This is a genomic window from Oricola cellulosilytica, from assembly GCF_019966575.1.
GTDB classification, from domain to species: Bacteria; Pseudomonadota; Alphaproteobacteria; order Rhizobiales; family Rhizobiaceae; genus Oricola; species Oricola cellulosilytica.
This window is the reverse complement of the sequence record NZ_JAINFK010000002.1, coordinates 185,442-204,670: the sequence shown is the minus strand read 5'-3', so window position 1 is coordinate 204,670 and position 19,229 is coordinate 185,442. Positions and strand designations below refer to the sequence as shown.

Sequence of the window (19,229 nt, the reverse complement as noted above, 5' to 3'; positions counted from 1 at the left end):
CGGACTGGAACGACAGTTGATTGAAACCGAAGACGCGCAGGGACGCCTGCGGAACCGGGAACCCACCGCGGTCGTGGACATCGGGTCGAACTCGGTCCGCCTGGTCATCTACGAAGGTCTCGTTCGCGCCCCCTCGATCCTCTTCAACGAGAAAGTCCAGTGCGGTCTCGGGCGAGGCATCGCCGAGACAGGAAACATGGATGAGGACGCGGTCGCCAGCGCGCTCGCGGCGCTTCGCAGATTCCGGGCGCTTGCCGACCAGGCCCGGGTCGAACAACTCGCCGTTCTCGCGACTGCAGCCGCCCGCGAAGCCGGCAACGGACCTGCCTTCATTGCGGAAGCCGAGCGCATCCTGGGGCAGAACGTGACCGTGTTGAGCGGTCGCGAAGAAGCACTCTATTCGGCATATGGCATTCAGTCCGCCTTTCGCGACATTGATGGGGTGATGGGGGACCTGGGAGGCGGCAGCCTCGAGGTCGTGCAGATGCGCGGGGACCACATAGGCGAGGGACTGACCCTGCCGATCGGCGTGATCCGGCTCTCCGAACGCGCCGAGGGAGATCTTGCCCGCGCCGTAAAGATCGCTCGCGAGGAGCTTAAACGTCCCGCCTTTCTCAAGGAGGGGATGGGCAAGACTTTCTATGCAATTGGGGGCACCTGGCGAAACCTCGCGAAGCTTCACCAGGCCTCCCTCGATTATCCGCTCCGCGTAACCCACCATTATGAAATGGACGCGCAGAAAGCGCTCGGATTCCTGCGGCGCGTCGGGAAAAACCATGTCGAGAAACTCAAGGGCATCGAGGACGTGTCGCGCTCGCGCCGGGCGCTTCTGCCCTACGGCGCCATCGCCCTCGTCGAGTTGATCCGGGCCATGAAGCCGGAACGCATCGTGTTCTCCTCGGCGGGCGTACGCGAGGGTTATCTCTACGGCTTGCTCGACGACGAGACCAAAAAAGCGGACGCGTTGATCGAAGCGGCGGAGGAACTGTCGATCCTGCGCTCCAGATCACCGCAGCACGCGCGCGAACTGGCGGCGTGGACCGGCAAATCGTTCGCGGCATTCGGGATAGATGAGACCGAGGACGAATGCCGTTACCGGGAAGCAGCCTGCCGGCTGGCCGACATCAGCTGGCGCGCACACCCCGACTATCGCGGCGACCAGGCTCTCAATGTCATTGCCTATGGCGGATTTACCCAGATCGATCATCCGGGGCGCGCCTACATCGCGCTTGCCAATTATTTCCGGCATGACGGACTGAAGAATCCGACGCTCGCCCCGGAAATCCGCAAGATCACCAGCGACAGGATTTGGGACCGGACGCGCTACCTGGGGGCGTTTTTCCGCGTGGCGTATCTGTTTACCGCCGCGATGCCGGGCGTGATCGGCGATATCGTCTGGCGCGAAAGGGACGACGGCACGATGCAACTGGTGTTGCCGGAACGGCTGGCTGAACTCCATGGCAGCCGCCCGCTCGGGCGCATCAACCAGCTCTCGAAGATCGTCGAGCGCGATATCGAACTGGTGGTGGACGCGGCGTAGCGGCCCGTTCGGTCAGCCGAGATCGACCACGGAAAGCTTGCGATCATCAAACCGGATCGCGATCTCGCCGTTGACTGTCTTCAATGCCTTTTCGCCAAAAACCTCGCGGCGCCACCCCTTGAGCGCCCCGACGTCGGCCTCGTCGCCCTTGATGGCTATTTTCTCGAGATCGTCGGTTGTCGCGATGATCTTCTGGGCAACGCCCTGTTCCTCGGCCGTCAGCTTCAGCACCACGCGCAGCAAGTCGACCGCGGCGCTCGTCCCCTCGGGCGAAGCCGGGGCACGCGGGATCGCCGGTAGCTCGCTCTTGTCGAGGGCGAGGGCATCAGTGACGGCCTTGATCATCGGCTGGGCCATTGACGATCTCTCGATGCCCTTGTTGAGGGAACGCAGGCGCGCGAGGGCTTCCGGGGTCCTGGGTTGCTGCTGCGCAATCTCGTAGATGGCGTCGTCCTTCAGGATGCGCCGGCGGGGCTGGTTGCGCGCACGCGCCTCGCGCTCCCTCCATGCGGCCAGATTCTTGAGGATTTGCAGTTCGATGGGCTTGCGCACGCGCAGTTTCAGCTTCTGCCATGCGTCTTCCGGATGCAGATCGTAGGTCTCGCGCGCGGTAAGGACGCTCATTTCCTCGCGCACCCAATGCTCCCGGTGAGCGGCCTGCAGCTGCTGCGACAGTTCCGCGTATACGTCACGCAGATGGGTGACATCCGCGAGCGCGTAGCTCAATTGCTTGTCGCTCAGCGGCCGTTGCCGCCAGTCGGTAAACCGCGACGATTTGTCGATATGCGCGCCGGTGATGCGCTTTACCAGTTGATCATAGGCGATCGCGTCGCCGAAGCCGCAGACCATCGCCGCGACCTGGGTGTCGAAGATCGGCTCGGGAATTGCCGCGGCCAGGTTGAAGAATATCTCGATGTCCTGGCGGGCGGCGTGAAAGACCTTCAGAACGTTCTTGTCTGCCAGCAGGCTGAACATCGGGTCGAGCGAAATGCCGTCCGCCAGCGGGTCGACGAGCACCGCCTCCTCGGTGCTGGCGATCTGCACGAGGCAGAGTTCGGGCCAGAACGTGGTCTCGCGGATGAACTCGGTATCGATGGTGATGAACGGATGTTGCGCAAGGCGCGCGCAGGCAGCGGACAGTTCGTCCGTCGTTTCGATAAGCTTCATGCGTTCAGGTCTTTAGCCACGTCCGCCCGGTTTGTCGATTGCCCATCGGTGCCACCGGTTTTCCTCGCCTTGCCGTTGGCGAGACGCGCGAGCGCAGGCGACGTCCGCAGCAGCATGGTGAACGCGCCGCGCCGCTCGGCCGGCGCGGGACCGCGCATCCGCATCCGCCAGATCGTCGCCAGAATAAGCGTTCCGTGGACCGCGCCGGTGTATGTGAAAAGGGAGGCCGGGCCGTAGGTCTGGACGATGAAGGAGGAGACGAAGGGCCCGATGATCGCGCCGACCGAGAAGCAGAACATCAGCCCGGCGGCGACCATGACATATTGCGATGCCTCGGCATGGTCGTTGGCATGAGCCACCGACAGCGAATACAGCGGCAGGGCGAACGCACCGAACAGGAAAATTCCGATATAGTTCGATAGCGGGGACGTTCCGGCAAACAGACCGAGATAAAGACCCGCCAGCACCGCGCCGAGGCTGGTCAGGATGAGAACGAGCCGCCGGTCATGGAGATCGGACAGCACGCCGAGCGGATACTGCAACACGGCGCCGCCGATGATGCCCGCGCTCATGAAGGTGGCGACGCTTGCGATCGACAGGCCGATGTCCTGCGCGTAGATCGGACCGATCAGACGGAACGCGCTGTTGGTGGCGCCGATGGCGACGGCGCCGATGCATGCGATCGGCGACAGCGCCCAGATGGCCTTCATGTCGAAGTGAAAATCCTTGGGCGGCTTCGGGCTGGACCGGTCGGCGAGCGAAACCGGAACCAGCGAGATCGTGATCATCAGCGCCATCACGGCGAAGACGGCGAAACCGCCCGCGCCGAACACCGGCAGCATGAACTGCGCGCCGGTCACCGCGACGAGATCTATGATCCTGTAGATCGACAGCACGCGGCCGCGGGTTTCGTTGCTGACGCCGGCGTTCAGCCAGCTTTCGATCGTCGTGAACAGGCCGGCGAAACAGAAGCCCATGACGAAACGGATGATCACCCACGCGATGCCGTCGATGACGAGGACGAGCATCAGGGTTCCGGATGCGGCGATCGCCGCCAGCGCCGCGAAGGTGCGGATATGGCCGACCGCGCTGAGCATCCGGGTGATCGAGACGCATCCTAGGAGAAACCCTCCGAAATAGGCGGTGCCCATGAAGCCGATCAGCCCGGTCGAAAACCCTTCCTGCGCGCCCCTGATCGCGATCAATGTGCCCTGCAGCCCGTTCCCCGCCAGCATGATGAATGCGGCGACGAGCAAGGGCAGGAGAGGGCGGAGGTTCATGTCGATAGGGGCTGAGAGTTCGCGGCCCGGCAATCCGGGACTTCAAGCGATACACCGGTTTGCGGTTCGAACGCACGGAAATTCGGACCTCGGCCCGTCGCCTTCTTGACAAAACGCATGCCTCATGCGCTTTTCCGCGCGATTTCCCGCACCATTTTCTTCGCGGCCCAGAGACCGCGCCAAGCTGACAAAAAGGCACACACGAATGCATCGTTATCGCAGCCACCATTGCGGAGCGCTCCGCAAATCGGATGCAGGGTCCTCCGTTCGTCTTTCCGGATGGGTTCATCGCGTCCGTGACCATGGCGGCCTGTTGTTCATCGATCTGCGCGACCATTACGGTCTGACGCAGGTCGTCGCCGATCCCGATTCGCCCTGTTTCCGGACCGCGGAGAAAGTTCGCGGCGAATGGGTGATCCGCGTGGACGGCGAGGTGAAGCCGCGTACCGACGAGACCGTGAATCCCAACCTGCCGACAGGCGAGGTCGAGGTTTTCGCGCGCGAGATGGAAGTGCTTTCCGAGGCCAATGAACTGCCGCTTCCGGTTTTCGGTGAGCCGGACTATCCCGAGGATATCCGTCTGACCTACCGCTTTCTCGATTTGCGCCGCGAGACCCTGCACAAGAACATCATGACGCGCACCAAGGTCATTTCCTCGATGCGCCGCCGCATGAATGACGCTGGTTTCACCGAATTCCAGACCCCGATCCTGACGGCCTCGTCGCCGGAGGGCGCGCGAGACTTCCTGGTCCCGTCGCGCCTTCATCCGGGTGAGTTCTATGCGCTTCCACAGGCGCCGCAGCAATACAAGCAGTTGCTGATGGTCTCCGGCTTCGACCGCTATTTCCAGATCGCCCCCTGCTTCCGCGACGAGGATCCGCGCGCCGACCGTTTCTACGGCGAGTTCTACCAGCTCGATATCGAGATGAGTTTCGTCGAGCAGGAGGACCTGTTTGCGACGATGGAGCCGATTTTCCGCGAAATTTTCGACGAGTTCGCCGAGGGCAAGCCGGTAAGCCGGGAATTCCGCCGGATTCCCTTTGAGGAGGCGGTGCGCAAATACGGCACCGACAAGCCGGATCTACGCAATCCGATCGAGATGGAAGCGGTCACCGATCACTTCGCCGGCTCGGGATTCAAGGTGTTCGCCAACATGATCGCAAACGACCCTGCGGTTGAAGTGTGGGCTATTCCTGCGAGAACCGGCGGCTCGCGCGCTTTTTGCGACCGCATGAATTCGTGGGCGCAGTCGGAAGGCCAGCCCGGCCTCGGTTATATCTTCTGGCGTAAGGAAGGTGAAGCGGTCGAGGGCGCCGGTCCGGTTGCCAAGAATATCGGACCCGAACGCACCGACGCCATCCGCGCCCAACTCGGACTGGAGGCAGGCGATGCCTGTTTCTTCGTTGCTGGCAATCCCAAGAAGTTCGCGGCCTTTGCCGGCGCTGCGCGCACCCGTGCGGGCGAGGAACTCGATCTTGTCGACCGTGATCGCTTTGAGATGGCGTGGATCGTCGACTTTCCGTTCTACGAATGGGATGAGGACGAGAAGAAGATCGAGTTCTCGCACAACCCCTTCTCCATGCCCCAAGGCGGTATGGATGCGCTTGAGAACCAAGACCCGCTGAGCATCAAGGCGTGGCAGTACGACTTGGTCTGCAACGGCTTCGAGATCGTTTCCGGCGGTATCCGCAATCACAAGCCCGATGTGATGGTGAAGGCCTTCGAGATGGTTGGACTGACTAAGAAGGACGTCGAGGATCGCTTCGGCGGCCTCTACCGCGCGTTCCAATACGGCGCTCCGCCGCATGGCGGCATGGCCGCCGGCATCGACCGTATCGTCATGATCCTCTGCGGCGCAAAGAACCTGCGCGAGATCGCGCTGTTTCCGATGAACCAGCAGGCGATCGATCTGCTGATGGGCGCACCTGCGCCCGCCGAACCGGCGCAATTGCGGGACCTGCACGTACGGGTGCTTCAACCCGCAAAGGAGTAGCGCGAGCGGTGGCGGACAAAACCAGACTGCTCGTCACCGGCTTTACTCCGTTTCCGGGCGCTCCCGTTAACCCGAGCGAGCACCTGATGCACCGCTTCCAGGCTCGGCCACCGATATTCCGCGGGCCGGTCGAGTGCCGCTTTGCCGTGTTGCCGGTCTCATGGACCGAGGCGGTGCCGGCGCTCGAGACCGTCGCCGCCGGCTTCGATCCGCAAATTGCGGTTCACTTCGGGTTGGACGCTGCCGCGAAGGGATTCCGTCTGGAGAGGTCCGCCCATAATTCGGTGGGTGCAGACCGCCTCGATGCGGGACAGATGCGTCCATCGGCAAGCGCCATCATTCCGAATGGTGGCAGCATTAGTTCGACCCTGCCGCTTGAAGATATTGCCGCGGTTCTGGAAGAAGAGGGCTTACCCGTCGAGTGGTCCGGCGACGCGGGCGACTACCTCTGCAACTACGTTTTCTACCACTCGGCGGCCGGCGCGTGCCGTGGTCTGAATGCCGCGATGAGCGGATTCGTGCATGTTGGTCCGGTCGCCCTTGCAGGTGAGAAAGCCGATGCGGGGAAGCTTGCCTTCGAGGATCTGGTCCGGGGAGCCGAACTGCTGCTCAGAAGGTGCGTGAACCTGTTTGGACACCGGCGCTAAGAACCCGGCAGTCGCCTGCCGGGACTTGCCCGTCGACGGCGCTAGTTTCCTGCGTTCGCGGAGACCTCGACGGCGAGAACGTCAACGATCGACTGCGGCGCGCTCATCGCTGCGGCCATGATCTGCGCTACCGGGACGGGACTGGCGGGCGCGGAGACGATCTTCAGAGACTGAGGATTGTCCAGATAGGCGCCGACGGCTGCGGTGACCTTGGCTGCGAAGGCTGGGTTCTGCAACTGCGCAAGCGCGAACGGCAGGATGCCCTTCGCTTGGGCGACGAGGCTTTCGCGATTGGTGCCCTGTTGCTTGGCCACGTAATCGAGAATCCGCCCGGTCGCGGATTCGTCAACGATCTCGATTTCGATGTTCGCGATTTCAAGCTGCTGCATCAGGCCCATCATCGCCAAGCCCATGGCCTGGTCCCCCTGATCTTGCATTTGTGCCTGCATTTTCTGAAGGGCTGCAAGCAGTTCGGCGGTGTAGCCTCCAATGGCGAAATCGAAGTTGAGAATGGCGGCATCGTCCAGCGTAAAGCTCTGCGACGTTTGGAGCTTGCCGCTTGCCGTGTCCCAGGAGCCTTCCGCGTTCATGCGCCCGCGAATCTGCTCGTATCCGACATCGGCCATCGTCTTGCGCGTTCTCGCGTCCGGCATGTTCGCGAAATCGATTGTGAAATCCTTTATCTCGGCGTCGAATTCCAGCGTTGTGCCGGGTTCGTAAGGGCTTATTTCCGCCGTAATCCCGTCCAGCAAAAAAAATGGTTTGCCGCTCTGGCTAACCTGCAGCGCGCCGACATTAAGCGCCCGATAGATGCCAACGCCTGCAATCGGATCGGTCTCGTTCGGACCGGCCACGTAGAAGCCTTCGATACTGCCGCCCTCGAAATCGATGGTCATTCCGTTCTGCGTATCGGTGAATGAGGGAGCGGCGATCCTGCCTATCACATATGCACCATTATCAGCCTCGCTGACGTCCTCCAGCAGGATGTTCTCGATCTCGAGCCCATCATCTTCGCCAGGAACGCCCACTTTCAGGCCGGAGACGACGATATCGTCCGAACCGTCGAGGGCGACGGAATTTGCCGTCAGTTCGAGACCTTGCGCACTTGCCTGTTTGGCAAGTGCGTCAAAGACGGCTTGAGCGTTTATCTCAGCACGGGCGGCGGTGCCTGACGCGAATATGATCACGAGTGCGCTGGCTGCCTCAAGGGCACGGCTGCGGAAAGTCATGGTCGGAGAACCTTTCTCAAAAAAAGCGGCAAACGCTTGATAGGACGGAGATCAGGATGATTGTGTGACATATCCCACATTCGGCGCACGCCAACCAGCCGATCGACGCAATCGCGCGGTCGAATCCTACGAAGTGAGGCGGACGAAAATCCACATAATTCTGTCAATGCGGTAACCGGGATCTTGTTGCCGAGCAGCAGATCTATGAGTCCTCGACCGGGTCGGGGAAGGCGCCCATGGCTTCGGAATCGTCAATCTCAACACGGCGTGTGGCCTGCCATCGCGCCAAGACCGAGTTGATATCGTCAACCACGAAATGGCGTGCCGCATCGCGGTCATACCCTTCCTCCAGAAGCGAGTCGTAGTCGGTGTGCACGTGGCGAATATGGGCCACAAGCGACAGCCACATCGCCACGGAGACGGGCAGACGGCGCAAGTGCCTCCCGGCAGCAAGGGCCTTGACCTCCAAGGCCTCATTGAAGGGAATCATCGGCGCCAGCGCGCGCAATGACTTTGCCGCCTCGACTTGCCGCTTCGTGGTCATCGCGGGAACACCCGCTCTCGAACGGAGGTTGCAAGCAAAATTTTCTTCATATAAAGATATCTTTATGTCTTTTAGGGTCCATTCATGAGCGACAGCGATTACACTCTCGACACTATTGTCGATGTTCTGAAAACGATAGCCGAGTCGACCCGCTTGCGCATTCTCAACCTCTTGGCGGACGGCGATCTGACGGTTTCCGAACTGACGGAGATTCTGGGCCAGTCGCAGCCACGCGTTTCGCGTCACCTGAAGCTGATGCTCGACGCAAAGCTTATCAAACGGCAACAGGAAGGATCGTGGGCGCTTTTCCGGCTGAGCCGGAATCTCACCGGGGACCTGCTGACGCAGGAGTTACTAGAACGTCTCGACCAGAAGGATCCGACAATCCGGCACGACCTGGAACGGCTTGCGCGCGTCAAGGCGAAACGCCGCGAGAAGGCGTCCGACTATTTCTCCAAGAATGCGTCCAGCTGGGACGAGATCCGCACTCTGCATGTCGCGGACAGGAAGGTCGAGGATGCTCTTGTCGCCCTGGTGGGAGATGAGCCGGTTCGCTACATGCTCGATCTGGGTACCGGGACCGGGCGCCTGCTCGAGGTCTTCTCGAATATCTATCAGCACGGCATAGGCATCGACTCAAACCGTGAGATGCTGCATGTGGCGCGCGCCAATCTCGATCATGCAGGCATCCGCTCAGCGGAAGTGCGGCTGGGCGATGTCTATAACCTTCCGGTTCCGCGCGATGGTTTTGACTTGGTGACCGTCCATCAGGTGCTGCATTATCTCGACGATCCGGCGGAAGCGATCAGCCAGGCGGCGAGGGCGCTACGTCCGGGTGGCCGGCTGGTCATCGTGGATTTCGCTCCGCACGGATTCGATTTTCTTCGTGACGAGCATGCGCACCGTCGTCTCGGATTTTCGGATGAGGACATTGGCGGATGGTTCGCGGATGCAGAACTTGAAATGATCGCTTCCAAAGCGCTCGATGCGGGCAAGGCGGACGGCGGCCGGCTTACGGTCAAGATATGGATGGCCCGCGACCCCCGTGTCGAAATCGCGGATGATGATTTGAACAAGGCATCGCCCCTGGAGTTTGTCGCATGAGATCGGCCTTCAAGTCCGTCAACGATGCCACGAAGGACGATACCGGCATCAGGGTCTCCTTCGAGTTCTTCCCGCCGAAAACGCCCCGCATGGAGGAGACGCTTTCGGAAGCGATCGAAAAGCTCGCTCCGCTGAAACCGGACTTCGTGTCGGTGACCTATGGGGCGGGCGGTTCGACACGCGAGCCGACCCGGAAGACGCTGCAGAAGGTAATCGGGACGGACGCCACCCCCGCTGCCGCACACCTAACATGCGTCGATGCGACACGTGAGGATGTCGACGCGGTTGCTGCGGATTTCATGTCACTAGGCATCACCCGCTTTGTAGCGCTCCGCGGGGATCCCGCCGACGGGGTAGGGGCTGCTTACCGGCCGCATCCCGGAGGGTACCGCAACGCTGCCCATCTCGTCGAAGGTCTGTCCGCAATGGGCGCGCTCGACATATCGGTCGCAGCCTATCCGGAAAAACATCCTGAAAGTCCGGACTTCGCCACTGACATCGACATGCTCAAGCGCAAGGTCGACGCGGGCGCCGCGCGCGCGATAACCCAGTTCTTCTTCGACAACGACACCTACGAACGGTATCTCGAGCGCGTTCGTGGCGCCGCGATCGACGTTCCGGTCGTGCCGGGGATCATCCCGATCCATAGTTTCAAAGCCGTCCGCAATTTCGCCTCACGGTGCGGGGCGGAAATTCCGGCATGGCTGGCAGAGCGCTTTGAGGGACTGGACGACGATCCGCAAACGCACGCATTGGTCGCCTCCGCCGTGGCGGCAGAACAGGTTTTCGATCTTGTGGAGCGTGGCGTAACCGATTTCCATTTTTACACAATGAACCGTCCGGATCTGGTTTTCGCAATGTGCCGCCTGATTGGCATCCGCGCGGACACCGGCGATGACGGTGAACTTCATGCGGCATAGCGATCTTCTTGTGCCTGCCTAACTGTTCGCCCGCGTCGAACGGTGCGTATCCGCAGCGGGTCTGGCGCGAGGCTGTTGAGGGCTTATCTCCGGTGCCGATTATCAACCGGAGAATTCCAATGACCAAGATTCTGTCCGTTCAGGCTTCCGCGCGAGCCGCAGGTTCGTTCAGCCGCCGTCTCAGCGCCGACCTCGTGGACACCCTTCGCGCCGTCTATGGCGACGCGGAAATCACCGAGCGGGAGGCGACCGCCGCGCTTCCACTCATCGACGAGCACTGGCTCTCGGCGAACTGGACCCCGAAGGCGGACCGGACAGTCGAGCAGGCCAAGGCGCTCGCCCTTTCCGAGCAGCTTGTCACCGAGCTCAAGGAAGCGGACATCCTGGTGGTCGGCGCGCCGATCTACAATTTCTCGATCCCCGGATCGCTCAAGGCCTGGATCGATCTCGTATGCCGTGCGGGAGAGACGTTTCGTTACACCGACGCCGGGCCGGAAGGTCTCCTGTCGGGCAAGAAGGCTTATATCGTCGTCACGTCCGGCGGGGTCCCGGTCGACAGCGTGGTCGATTTTGCCACGCCGCATCTGCGCCAAGTGCTGAACTTCATCGGCATTGACGATGTCGAAATCGTAGCAGCCGACGGACTGGTGAACAGCGAGGACGAAAGCCTTGCCAAGGCAAATGAAGCGATCCGCCGGATTGCGGACAAGGAGACCGCTTCCGCAAAGAACGCCTTTGCCGCGTAAACAAAAGAAAGCCCGGAGCGGATCGCCGCACCGGGCTTTGCTTCTGGAGATCAGGCAGCGCCTCGACCGCCTATTGGCGCCGGACTAGGGCAACACTCCAAATACCAGTGCGCCAAGAAACACGAACGCTGCACAGACCATCATCATGTTAATCGAACGTGTTAGTCCCATCGCAAGCCTCCCTGCTAGGATGGGCTGAGTCTATGTGGGTACAACGAAGGTACAAGGAAATTCGTTGCTGCGTTGCGAAAGTTTCTGAATCAGTCTTTGAGCCGACTTGGACAAGTCGTCCTCAGCATTTCATTTTCCCGTCACTCTCCACTGTGAAAAAAAATTGAGGAGAAGGCCCCTTTTTGCACTGCAAAACACAGAATTTGACAAAATCCGTCAGCGAACCGGTGTTTCACAGGGTTTCCTCCAACCACCGCGCCGCCTGCAGCGCAAGCTTGTCACGTCCGAATCGGCCGACGATCTGGATACCGAGCGGCATTCCGGCCGGGTCGACGCGCCCGGCCACGTTGACGCATGGATTGCCGGTCAGCGTCCAGAGCCTGTTGAAGATGGATGACCCGGTCGAAGTCAGGCCCACAGGCGCTGCATCCGGAGCCGAGGGCGTCAGCAGCACGTCGATATCGTTGAACAGCGCGGTGGCGGCTTTCCGGGCCTGACGGGCGATGCGGCGTCCGTTGTCGTAAGATTGCGGCCGGGTGCTGTAGCCGTCATCGAGCGCTTCGCGCAGGACATCGCTGAGTTTCGCGGCGTGCCGCCGATGCTCGTCGCCGAGGGCCATCGCGGCTTCGAAATTCTGCACGATCGTGTGGATGTCGCGCCCGCGTGAGAGCGCGTCCGGTTCCTCGATTTCGACGATGTGAGCGCCCGCATCGGCGGCGCTCTGGGCGACGCTGTCGATTGCGTTCTGCATCGCCGGCGACGCCTGATCCCAGATCGACGTACGGTACAAGCCGATACGCGGCGCTTCGCGCAACGGGTCGGCCTCCAGATCGCGGCCGGACAGGAGGCTCGCGACCCGTCCTGCGTCTACCACCTTGGCGGCAAAGAGACCGACCGTGTCCATCGACCAGGAGAAGGTTTTCATGCCGACGGTCGGAAACAGCCGGAAGCTCGGCTTGTAGCCCGTGACGCCGCAATACGCCGCGGGACGAATCACCGACCCGCCCGTCTGCGAGCCGATCGCCGCCGGAACCATGCCCGCAGCCACCGCGGCGGCCGATCCAGATGACGACCCGCCCGGCGTGTGGGCCCGATTGCGCGGATTGACCGTTCCCGCCGGATGCATGAAGGCGAACTCCGTCGTCACGGTCTTGCCGATCACGGAGGCGCCGGCGGCACGCAGCATCGCCACGATAGCCGCATCGACCGGGGGGCGGTGCCCGTCGAAGACAGGCGATCCGTAGCGCGTCGCCATGTCGTAGGTGTCGAAGATATCCTTCACGCCGACAGCGATACCGGCGAGCGGGCCGTCGCCGGGCGTGGCATCGGCATCGGCGAGCTCGAGGAAGGCACCGATATCCCCGTCACGCGCGTCGATCAGGGCGCGCGATTGCGAGATCGCCTCCGCAGCCGTTTTTCGTCCGGCTTGAATGTCTTCAAGTATCTGGCAGACCGAAAGCATGCGGCGCCTCATCCTCTCCCGCGATTTCAACCTTGTCCGCATACATGAGTTGCGGCGAGCCGCAAGACCGGAGAGCGCTCCGCGCAGCGCAGTGGCTGATGGCGAGTGTTTTCGCGCAGGTGTTTTCCGCGGTAACGATCATGCTAAGGACGCTTGGACAAAGCCGAGGGAATCAGCGGAGTCTTCACCCGATGGAAAAATTTGCCACAGCCCGCGACGCGGCGCTGAAACTGCGGCCTGATGTGCCTGTGTATTGTTTCCATCCGCAGGTTCTGCGCGACGACGCGCGCAAATTCGTGTCGCTGTTTCCCGGCCGGACCGCCTATGCGGTGAAGACCAACGGCGAGCCGCTGGTGATCCGCACACTGGTGGATGCGGGCATCGACACGTTCGACGTGGCCTCCCCGGCCGAGTTCGAAACCGTGCGCCGGTTCTCGCCGGATGCCGAGATGCTCTACATGCATCCCGTCAAGGCGTTATCGGATATCAGGCTCGCGCTGGAGAACTATGGGATCCGCACCCTGGTGGTCGACCATGAGGACGAAATCGTCAAGATTTTGCGGATCGCGCGCGCCCTCGACATCGACCAGACGACCATCACCGTCTTCGTGCGCATCGCGACGAAAGGCCATGCGGCATACGAACTGTCGAAGAAGTTCGGCGCCGCTCCCGCACATGCGGTTGAATTGCTGAAGCGCCTTCACCGGATCGGCTTCAAGACGGGCATCTGTTTTCACGTCGGCAGCCAAGTGGAGGAATCCGAGACGTATGAACGCGCGCTCGCCTCGGCGGACTGGGTGCGTGGCCGGGCCAACGTTCCGCTGGCCGGTCTGGACGTGGGCGGCGGGTTTCCGGCGGCGTACGGTCACGACCCGAACAATGGTGCGCCCGATACGCCGACTCTCGAGACGCTGATGAGCGATCTGCGCGGCTCTATCGAAAAGTGGGAGTTTGATGATCTGCCGCTCGTCGCCGAACCGGGCCGGGTCATCGTGGCGCGCGCCTTCTCGCTCATCGTCCGCGTGCTGCTCCGCAAGGGCAGGCGGCTGTACATCAATGACGGGATCTGGGCGTCCCTGTCGGATTCCTGGACAGGAAAGATCACACTGCCCGCCCGTTTCATTCCCGATCCGAACATCCGCCGCCGCAATGGCGACCCGTCCAACATCTTGCCCTTCAAGGTCTGCGGTGCGACCTGCGATTCGGTCGATATCCTGACGCGCCCGTTCTATCTGCCGGAGACCGTCGATACGGGCGACTGGATCGAGATCGGCAATATCGGCGCTTACTCGCTGTCGCTGCGCACCCGTTTCAACGGGTTTTATCCGGACACGTTCGTGGAGATCGAGCAGCCCTTCGATGCGGGCGACGCGCCGGAGGGATCGGCCAGCCTCGAAACCATGGCCGACTGAGAGATGAACGCGGCCAAGCGCCGGGCGCTCGTCCTGCTCGTCACCGGCGAGGTTCTGGCGATGTCGCTGTGGTTCGTCTCGGCGGCCATCCTGCCGGGAATGGTGCTGGAAACGGCGATGTCGCCTGGCCGCCAGGCGGCGCTTTCCAGCGCTGTGCAGGCAGGTTTCGTTTTCGGGGCGCTGTTTTCCGCATTTCTCGGGCTGCCGGATCGTTTCGATCCGCGTCGCGTGATCGCGTTTTCCGCGATTTCGGCGGGGCTGTGCAATGCCTTGCTGCTGCTTGCCGTACCCGGCGGCGGCGCAGCGATTGCTGCACGTTTCGCCACGGGGGCGCTGCTGGCGGGGGTTTACCCGGTCGGCATGAAAATCGCGGTCGGCTGGGGCCAGACCGACCGGGGCTTGCTGGTCGGCCTTCTCGTTGCGGCGGTCACGCTCGGTTCGGCGTCGCCGCATCTGTTCGCGCTGACCGGCGGACCCGAATGGCGCACAACCGTTCTCATGGCGTCGGTTGCGGCTATTGGCGGCGGGCTGCTGAGCCTGCTGGTGACGCTCGGACCGTATCATGCGGCAGCGTCGCGCTTCGATCCGCGGGCGATTTTCACTGCCTGGACGAACCGCAAGGTTCGCCTCGCCTATGCGGGATATCTCGGCCACATGTGGGAGCTCTACGCGATGTGGGCGTGGATCGCCGTGGTCTCGGCGGCCTCCTACGGGTTCACGACCGGCGAGGCCGCCGCGGCGCGCCTGGCGACGGTCACGGCCTTCAGCGCCATCGCGATCGGCGCGGTGATGTGCGTCTATGCAGGCCGTTGGGCGGACCGGATCGGGAAGGCCAACGTCGCCTCGATCGCGATGGCGCTGAGCGGCGGCTCGGCGGTGCTTGCGGCCGCGACCTTCGGGGGGCCGGTGTGGCTTACCTTTGCCGTTGTGATGATCTGGGGTGCGGCGATCATCCCGGACTCGGCCCAGTTCTCGGCCCTGGTGGCGGACAATGCGCCGGCTGATCAGGCCGGAAGCCTGATGACCCTTCAGACCGCGCTCGGATTCGCTCTCACGATCGCCACCGTCCAGCTAACGCCGATGGCCGCCGAAGCGTTCGGTTGGCGCCCGGTTCTGGTCGGCATGGCGCTTGGCCCGGCATTCGGCATCGCCGCCATGATGCGGCTGAAAAGGCTGGGGTGAGGCGCGCTCTTTCGCCCCTTGCGGAAAGGCGGGCGGCGTCCCGCTGCGGACGACGCCGCACCTCATCAGGATGAGGGTGAAGGGAATGCAACGCGCCTAACCCTTCACCAGCCGCCGCAGCTTGGCGACTGCGGTTTCGCCGTTCTCACCATAAGCGATGGTGCCCTTGAAATTGCCGTCCCGACCGACGAGGTAGATCGAGGCCGTGTGGTCCATCGTATAGCCGCCATCGTCGAGGGGCACTTTTCGGGAATAGACGAACCAGGACTTCGTCAGGGCGGCGACCTTCTCCGGATCGCCGGTGATGCCGGTGATCCGGTCGGTGAAATTCGTGACATAGGCGCGCATGATCTCGGGCGTATCGCGCTCCGGGTCGACGGTCACAAAAAATGCTCCGATCTCCTCGCCTTCCTCGCCGAGCGCGTTCAGCCAGCCGGCCATCTCGTAGAGCGTGGTCGGACACACTTCCGGACAATGGGCGAAGCCGAAGAAGACGGCAACCGGCCTTCCCTCCATCGCCTGTTCGGTGATCGGTTCGCCGTTATGGTCGACGAGTTCGAACGGAGCGCCGATCGCGCCGCCCGATGTCAGCAACTGGTCCGATCTTCCTGCGACGAACTGCTGGAAGATCACCGCCATTCCGCCTGCGAGCAGAACGGCGAGCACGGCGATAACGGCCATCGTTCGGATATTGAGACCCATCAGTTCCCGCTCCTGTGGCCCTTTTGGCCTGCACCGAATTCCTCGACGCCGAATTCGACCTCGATCTTACCTGCGCGTTCGAACAGAAGCGTCGCCGTGCGGCTCTCGCCGGCCCGCATCGGTTCCCGCAACTGCATGAACATCAGATGATGTCCTCCGGGCTTCAGTTCGATGCTACCGCCCGCCGGTATTTCGATGCCGTCATCGAGTTTGCGCATCTTCATGACGTCGCCATCCATGGTCATCTCGTGGATTTCGACCTTGCCGGCGAACGCGGCTTCGCCGCCGAGAAGGCGATCCGTTTCCCCGCCAAGATTGCGGATCGTCAGATAACCGCCCGACACCGGCGCGTTGGGCGGTGTCGCACGTGAGTAGGGATGTTCAATCGTCAGATCGCCGACGGCAAAATCATCCGCCCCGGCAACGGAGACGGCTAGGACGGAGATGAGGAGGGCGGAGACGGTGTTCCTGAAAAAAGAGTTCATTTCGGTTTCGTTTCAATGGATGCGATCCGGACGTGAAGTCCGCCGCAAAAGCGCGGGTCGATCGTGAAATTTCTAGGGAGCCGGGAGCGCCCGGCCCGATACGACACGTCAGATGAGAAAACGCGGCGGCGCGCGCGTCGGGCCATTGCGTTGCCGATGAGCAGCCGGGGGCAGCAAGACCGGGAAACCCGCTATGGAAATCGAGGGGTCATATTCGCAATCGGACGCCACCGCCGGTTGCGCGGGAACGGCGGCGGAGCCGGCAATGCTGCAGAATTCGCAGCGCACAACGTTATTTTGCTGTCCTGGCGCACCGTGGCTGAGGCAGAGAACGGCCTGTGACCCGTCCGGCAGCGCATAGGCCGGGAGGTTGGCGGCGACCGAGACGGCGGGCCGGTGGGCGAAGGCGGCAAGCACCAGCGCCGCTACGCACAGGATGCGCATCGCCGTCGTGGCTATCCGTCGCGTCGGTTGCATCGGCCCTTCCTGTTCCGGCAAACGGTCTAGACCGCCGCGGCGGCCCCCGCAATGCGGCAGAAGGTACCGGCCGGGTGTGCCTTCAGATCTGGTTCAGCAACTGCGCCGTTGGCCAGGCGTCCGCCGGCAGGCCAAGGCGCTGCTGTTCGGACCGCACCGCATCCCGCGTGCCTGCTCCCAGAATACCGTCGATCTCGCCGACATCGTAACCCTTCGCCGCGAGCTTCTGCTGTAGACCCTTCATTTGCGCCCGGTCGAGACCCGGGTCCGGATTGCCGGAATCGAAGCGTGGAGCGCCACCCAGCCGGGTGGCGAAGTAGGCGGCCGTGGTGACGTAGGTCAGCGACTGGTTCCATTCGAGGAAGACGCGGAAATTCGGATAGGCGAGAAACGCTGGTCCCTTGCGGCCCATCGGAAGGAGCAGGTGCGCCTCCGCGCCCTTCGGAAGGGCTCCGCTGCGTCCCGTAACGCCCAGAGCCTGCCACTGCGAGACGGGAAGCGCGGTATGGATGCCGGCCTTCGACCAATCCATCTCGGCGGGGACATCGACCTCGACCAGCCACGGCTCGTTGGGACGCCAGCCGAGCGACCGGAGGAAGTTCGCTGCCGTCACGATCGCGTCAGGAGCGGAGGTCTTGAGGCTTATCTTCCCGTCGCCGTCGCCGTCGCGTCCCTTGGTGAGATAATCCTCGGGCAGGACCTGCACCTGGCCGATCTCCCCCGCCCATGCGCCGGTGATGTCCGCCGGCACGACGCCGAGATCGATCAGCTTTCCGAGCGCGATGAGTTGCGGTCGGAACAGGTGCGGGCGTCGGCAGTCATGGGCCAGCGTGGCGATGGCGTTGAGCGTGTTGAAATCTCCCTGATAGCCGCCGAAATCGGTTTCGAGACCCCAGAACGCCGCAATGACTTCCGGTGCGACGCCATATTCGGACCGAACGCGCTCGAACACTGAGGCGTGCTGGCGCAGTTTTGCCGCGCCGTTGTCGAGCCGGTTTTGGGAGATCAGCCGTTCGGCGAAGGCCGCGAAATCGAGAGTGAAGACCCCTTGGGCTCGATCCTGCTGGAGGACCTTCTGGTCGACCGACGCGGAGCCGATGGCCTGCAATCCGCGCTCGCCGACCCCCTGCGCCCCCGCTTCCCTGACCATTGCATCGCGCCATGCGCGGAAGTCGCCGCCGCATTGGGTCTGCGCCACGGCGATGGTCGCGAAAGACGACAGGAGAAGGCCTGCAGAAAGACGGGCAGCAAGCCTGCGGACATGATGCTTCATGAAAATATGCTCCTCGCGATGCGAAAATGACAATCAGATGCTGTTTTGGGCAACCCATCGGCGCCAGTCGTCCTTGCCGCCGGCAAAGACATTGATGTCGGTGTCTCCGTCGATTCCCGGGACGACGCCGGTCCCGGTATATTGCCAGAACGCCCATTCACGCCCCGGATAGGTCACCTTGGGGTGCGCCTTCACGGTGCGCAGCCAGAACGTCTCGTTCTTGAAGTGCCCGGCGATATTCTTCTCGTAGAAATCGGGCGTGGTGTAGATAACCGGGCGCTTGCCGTAATGGCGCTCCAGCGCGTCCAGGAAGACGCGCATTTCGGAGCGGACCTTCTCGGGCGGCGGCCTAAGCTTGCAACTCGGCGACTGGTGGTTCCATTCCATGTCCAGAACCGGGGGCAGCATGCCGCGTTCGCGCGGCACGTGGCGGATGAACCAGCGCGCCTGCTCGATCGCCGGCCGGCAGAAATAGTAGAAATGATAAGCGCCGCGCGGCACTCCGGCGGCCCGCGACTGACGCCAGTATTCGCGGAACCGATCGTCGACGCGGTCGCCGCCCTCGGTGGCCTTGATGAAGGCGAAGGACACACCCGAGCGCTTCACGGCGGCCCAGTCGATCGGACCCTGGTACTTGGCGATGTCGATGCCGTGGACCGCGTGGCCGTGCGGAGCACCGCCTTCGAACGCGTCAACGGGATCGCTGTCGCCAAAGCGCGGCGCGGCGAGCGGCAGGAGGGACTCGGAGAAATCGTAGGTGATGCTGGTGCATCCCGCGAGCGCGGCCGCGACAATCAGCATGAACGCTGCGATGAGGCGGTGATGCACGGCTTCGTCCCCTCTGGGCCCTGGTGTGGCTTGTCCCCTGATCGTCCGGTTAAGGCGGAAAATTGGG

General features: G+C 62.6%; 18 protein-coding genes. 8 read left to right on the top strand and 10 right to left on the bottom strand.

Features of this window, described 5'->3' with window-relative positions:
- Positions 1-16: 16 nt before the first annotated feature.
- On the top strand, positions 17-1,540 hold the full coding sequence (gene ppx / locus LC298_RS05705) for an exopolyphosphatase (RefSeq protein WP_131568262.1): 1,524 nt from the start codon (positions 17-19) through the stop codon (positions 1,538-1,540).
- A 12-nt stretch (positions 1,541-1,552) separates the two neighbouring features.
- On the opposite strand, the gene rnd is transcribed toward ppx, so the two are convergent.
- A complete protein-coding gene (gene rnd / locus LC298_RS05700) occupies positions 1,553-2,707 on the bottom strand; it encodes a ribonuclease D (protein ID WP_131568264.1) in 1,155 nt (384 codons plus the stop codon).
- A complete protein-coding gene (locus LC298_RS05695; protein ID WP_131568266.1) occupies positions 2,704-3,987 on the bottom strand; it encodes an MFS transporter in 1,284 nt (427 codons plus the stop codon). Before LC298_RS05695 ends, rnd begins: the two co-directional genes overlap by 4 nt.
- Positions 3,988-4,192: 205 nt before the next feature.
- On the opposite strand from LC298_RS05695, the gene aspS reads away from it, so the two are divergent.
- Together aspS and LC298_RS05685 are read left to right on the top strand one after the other, a co-directional pair.
- Positions 4,193-5,980, top strand: coding sequence for an aspartate--tRNA ligase (gene aspS, locus LC298_RS05690; RefSeq protein ID WP_131568268.1), 1,788 nt, complete (start codon positions 4,193-4,195; stop codon positions 5,978-5,980).
- Positions 5,981-5,988: 8 nt separating this feature from the next.
- Entirely contained in the window at positions 5,989-6,627 is a 639-nt protein-coding gene (locus tag LC298_RS05685; RefSeq protein WP_158284754.1) for a pyroglutamyl-peptidase I, read from the top strand.
- A 41-nt stretch (positions 6,628-6,668) separates the two neighbouring features.
- On the opposite strand, the gene LC298_RS05680 is transcribed toward LC298_RS05685, so the two are convergent.
- Both LC298_RS05680 and LC298_RS05675 read right to left on the bottom strand, forming a co-directional pair.
- On the bottom strand, positions 6,669-7,856 hold the full coding sequence (locus LC298_RS05680) for a hypothetical protein (protein WP_131568272.1): 1,188 nt from the start codon (positions 7,854-7,856) through the stop codon (positions 6,669-6,671).
- Positions 7,857-8,058: 202 nt separating this feature from the next.
- Positions 8,059-8,400: a DUF2293 domain-containing protein gene (locus LC298_RS05675; RefSeq protein WP_131568274.1), complete on the bottom strand. Its 342-nt coding sequence runs from the start codon at positions 8,398-8,400 to the stop codon at positions 8,059-8,061.
- Between the two features lie 84 nt (positions 8,401-8,484).
- On the opposite strand from LC298_RS05675, the gene LC298_RS05670 reads away from it, so the two are divergent.
- The 3 genes from LC298_RS05670 to LC298_RS05660 all read left to right on the top strand — a co-directional run bounded on the left by LC298_RS05670 (position 8,485) and on the right by LC298_RS05660 (position 11,170).
- Complete coding sequence (locus tag LC298_RS05670) at positions 8,485-9,504, top strand: ArsR/SmtB family transcription factor (RefSeq protein ID WP_131568276.1); 1,020 nt, start codon at positions 8,485-8,487, stop codon at positions 9,502-9,504.
- Positions 9,501-10,424, top strand: a complete 924-nt coding sequence (gene metF, locus LC298_RS05665; protein ID WP_131568278.1) for a methylenetetrahydrofolate reductase [NAD(P)H] — start codon at positions 9,501-9,503, stop codon at positions 10,422-10,424. The genes LC298_RS05670 and metF overlap by 4 nt, the downstream gene beginning before the upstream one ends.
- A 119-nt stretch (positions 10,425-10,543) precedes the next feature.
- The gene (locus LC298_RS05660) at positions 10,544-11,170 is read left to right on the top strand and encodes an FMN-dependent NADH-azoreductase (protein ID WP_131568280.1); all 627 of its coding nucleotides are present in this window, start codon (positions 10,544-10,546) and stop codon (positions 11,168-11,170) included.
- 403 nt (positions 11,171-11,573) lie between these two features.
- Here LC298_RS05660 and LC298_RS05655 read toward each other — a convergent pair whose 3' ends face one another.
- Positions 11,574-12,803 carry an amidase gene (locus tag LC298_RS05655; protein WP_131568282.1) on the bottom strand — a complete coding sequence of 410 codons (1,230 nt, stop codon included), beginning with the start codon at positions 12,801-12,803 and terminating at the stop codon, positions 11,574-11,576.
- A gap of 191 nt (positions 12,804-12,994) precedes the next feature.
- Between LC298_RS05655 and LC298_RS05650 the strand changes: the two genes are divergently transcribed.
- Positions 12,995-14,215, top strand: a complete 1,221-nt coding sequence (locus tag LC298_RS05650; protein WP_131568284.1) for an alanine racemase — start codon at positions 12,995-12,997, stop codon at positions 14,213-14,215.
- Between the two features lie 3 nt (positions 14,216-14,218).
- Entirely contained in the window at positions 14,219-15,397 is a 1,179-nt protein-coding gene (locus tag LC298_RS05645; protein ID WP_131568285.1) for an MFS transporter, read from the top strand.
- 96 nt (positions 15,398-15,493) lie between these two features.
- Here LC298_RS05645 and LC298_RS05640 read toward each other — a convergent pair whose 3' ends face one another.
- From LC298_RS05640 to LC298_RS05620, 5 genes are all read right to left on the bottom strand, one after another.
- A complete protein-coding gene (locus LC298_RS05640; protein WP_199223254.1) occupies positions 15,494-16,099 on the bottom strand; it encodes an SCO family protein in 606 nt (201 codons plus the stop codon).
- On the bottom strand, positions 16,099-16,584 hold the full coding sequence (locus LC298_RS05635) for a copper chaperone PCu(A)C (protein ID WP_131568287.1): 486 nt from the start codon (positions 16,582-16,584) through the stop codon (positions 16,099-16,101). Before LC298_RS05635 ends, LC298_RS05640 begins: the two co-directional genes overlap by 1 nt.
- Positions 16,585-16,692: 108 nt before the next feature.
- Complete coding sequence (locus LC298_RS05630; RefSeq protein WP_131568289.1) at positions 16,693-17,061, bottom strand: hypothetical protein; 369 nt, start codon at positions 17,059-17,061, stop codon at positions 16,693-16,695.
- Between the two features lie 82 nt (positions 17,062-17,143).
- Complete coding sequence (locus tag LC298_RS05625) at positions 17,144-18,334, bottom strand: lytic murein transglycosylase (protein WP_131568291.1); 1,191 nt, start codon at positions 18,332-18,334, stop codon at positions 17,144-17,146.
- A gap of 33 nt (positions 18,335-18,367) precedes the next feature.
- Entirely contained in the window at positions 18,368-19,135 is a 768-nt protein-coding gene (locus LC298_RS05620) for a glycoside hydrolase family 25 protein (RefSeq protein WP_131568823.1), read from the bottom strand.
- Positions 19,136-19,229 lie beyond the last annotated feature (94 nt).

Bases quoted from the DNA above. Each gene is read 5' to 3' on its own strand.
- rnd (WP_131568264.1), bottom strand. From the start codon at position 2,707: ATGAAGCTTATCGAAACGACGGACGAACTGTCCGCTGCCTGCGCGCGC.
- LC298_RS05695 (WP_131568266.1), bottom strand. From the start codon at position 3,987: ATGAACCTCCGCCCTCTCCTGCCCTTGCTCGTCGCCGCATTCATCATG.
- aspS (WP_131568268.1), top strand. From the start codon at position 4,193: ATGCATCGTTATCGCAGCCACCATTGCGGAGCGCTCCGCAAATCGGAT.
- LC298_RS05680 (WP_131568272.1), bottom strand. From the start codon at position 7,856: ATGACTTTCCGCAGCCGTGCCCTTGAGGCAGCCAGCGCACTCGTGATC.
- LC298_RS05675 (WP_131568274.1), bottom strand. From the start codon at position 8,400: ATGACCACGAAGCGGCAAGTCGAGGCGGCAAAGTCATTGCGCGCGCTG.
- LC298_RS05670 (WP_131568276.1), top strand. From the start codon at position 8,485: ATGAGCGACAGCGATTACACTCTCGACACTATTGTCGATGTTCTGAAA.
- metF (WP_131568278.1), top strand. From the start codon at position 9,501: ATGAGATCGGCCTTCAAGTCCGTCAACGATGCCACGAAGGACGATACC.
- LC298_RS05660 (WP_131568280.1), top strand. From the start codon at position 10,544: ATGACCAAGATTCTGTCCGTTCAGGCTTCCGCGCGAGCCGCAGGTTCG.
- LC298_RS05655 (WP_131568282.1), bottom strand. From the start codon at position 12,803: ATGCTTTCGGTCTGCCAGATACTTGAAGACATTCAAGCCGGACGAAAA.
- LC298_RS05650 (WP_131568284.1), top strand. From the start codon at position 12,995: ATGGAAAAATTTGCCACAGCCCGCGACGCGGCGCTGAAACTGCGGCCT.
- LC298_RS05645 (WP_131568285.1), top strand. From the start codon at position 14,219: ATGAACGCGGCCAAGCGCCGGGCGCTCGTCCTGCTCGTCACCGGCGAG.
- LC298_RS05640 (WP_199223254.1), bottom strand. From the start codon at position 16,099: ATGGGTCTCAATATCCGAACGATGGCCGTTATCGCCGTGCTCGCCGTT.
- LC298_RS05635 (WP_131568287.1), bottom strand. From the start codon at position 16,584: ATGAACTCTTTTTTCAGGAACACCGTCTCCGCCCTCCTCATCTCCGTC.
- LC298_RS05630 (WP_131568289.1), bottom strand. From the start codon at position 17,061: ATGCAACCGACGCGACGGATAGCCACGACGGCGATGCGCATCCTGTGC.
- LC298_RS05625 (WP_131568291.1), bottom strand. From the start codon at position 18,334: ATGAAGCATCATGTCCGCAGGCTTGCTGCCCGTCTTTCTGCAGGCCTT.
- LC298_RS05620 (WP_131568823.1), bottom strand. From the start codon at position 19,135: ATGCTGATTGTCGCGGCCGCGCTCGCGGGATGCACCAGCATCACCTAC.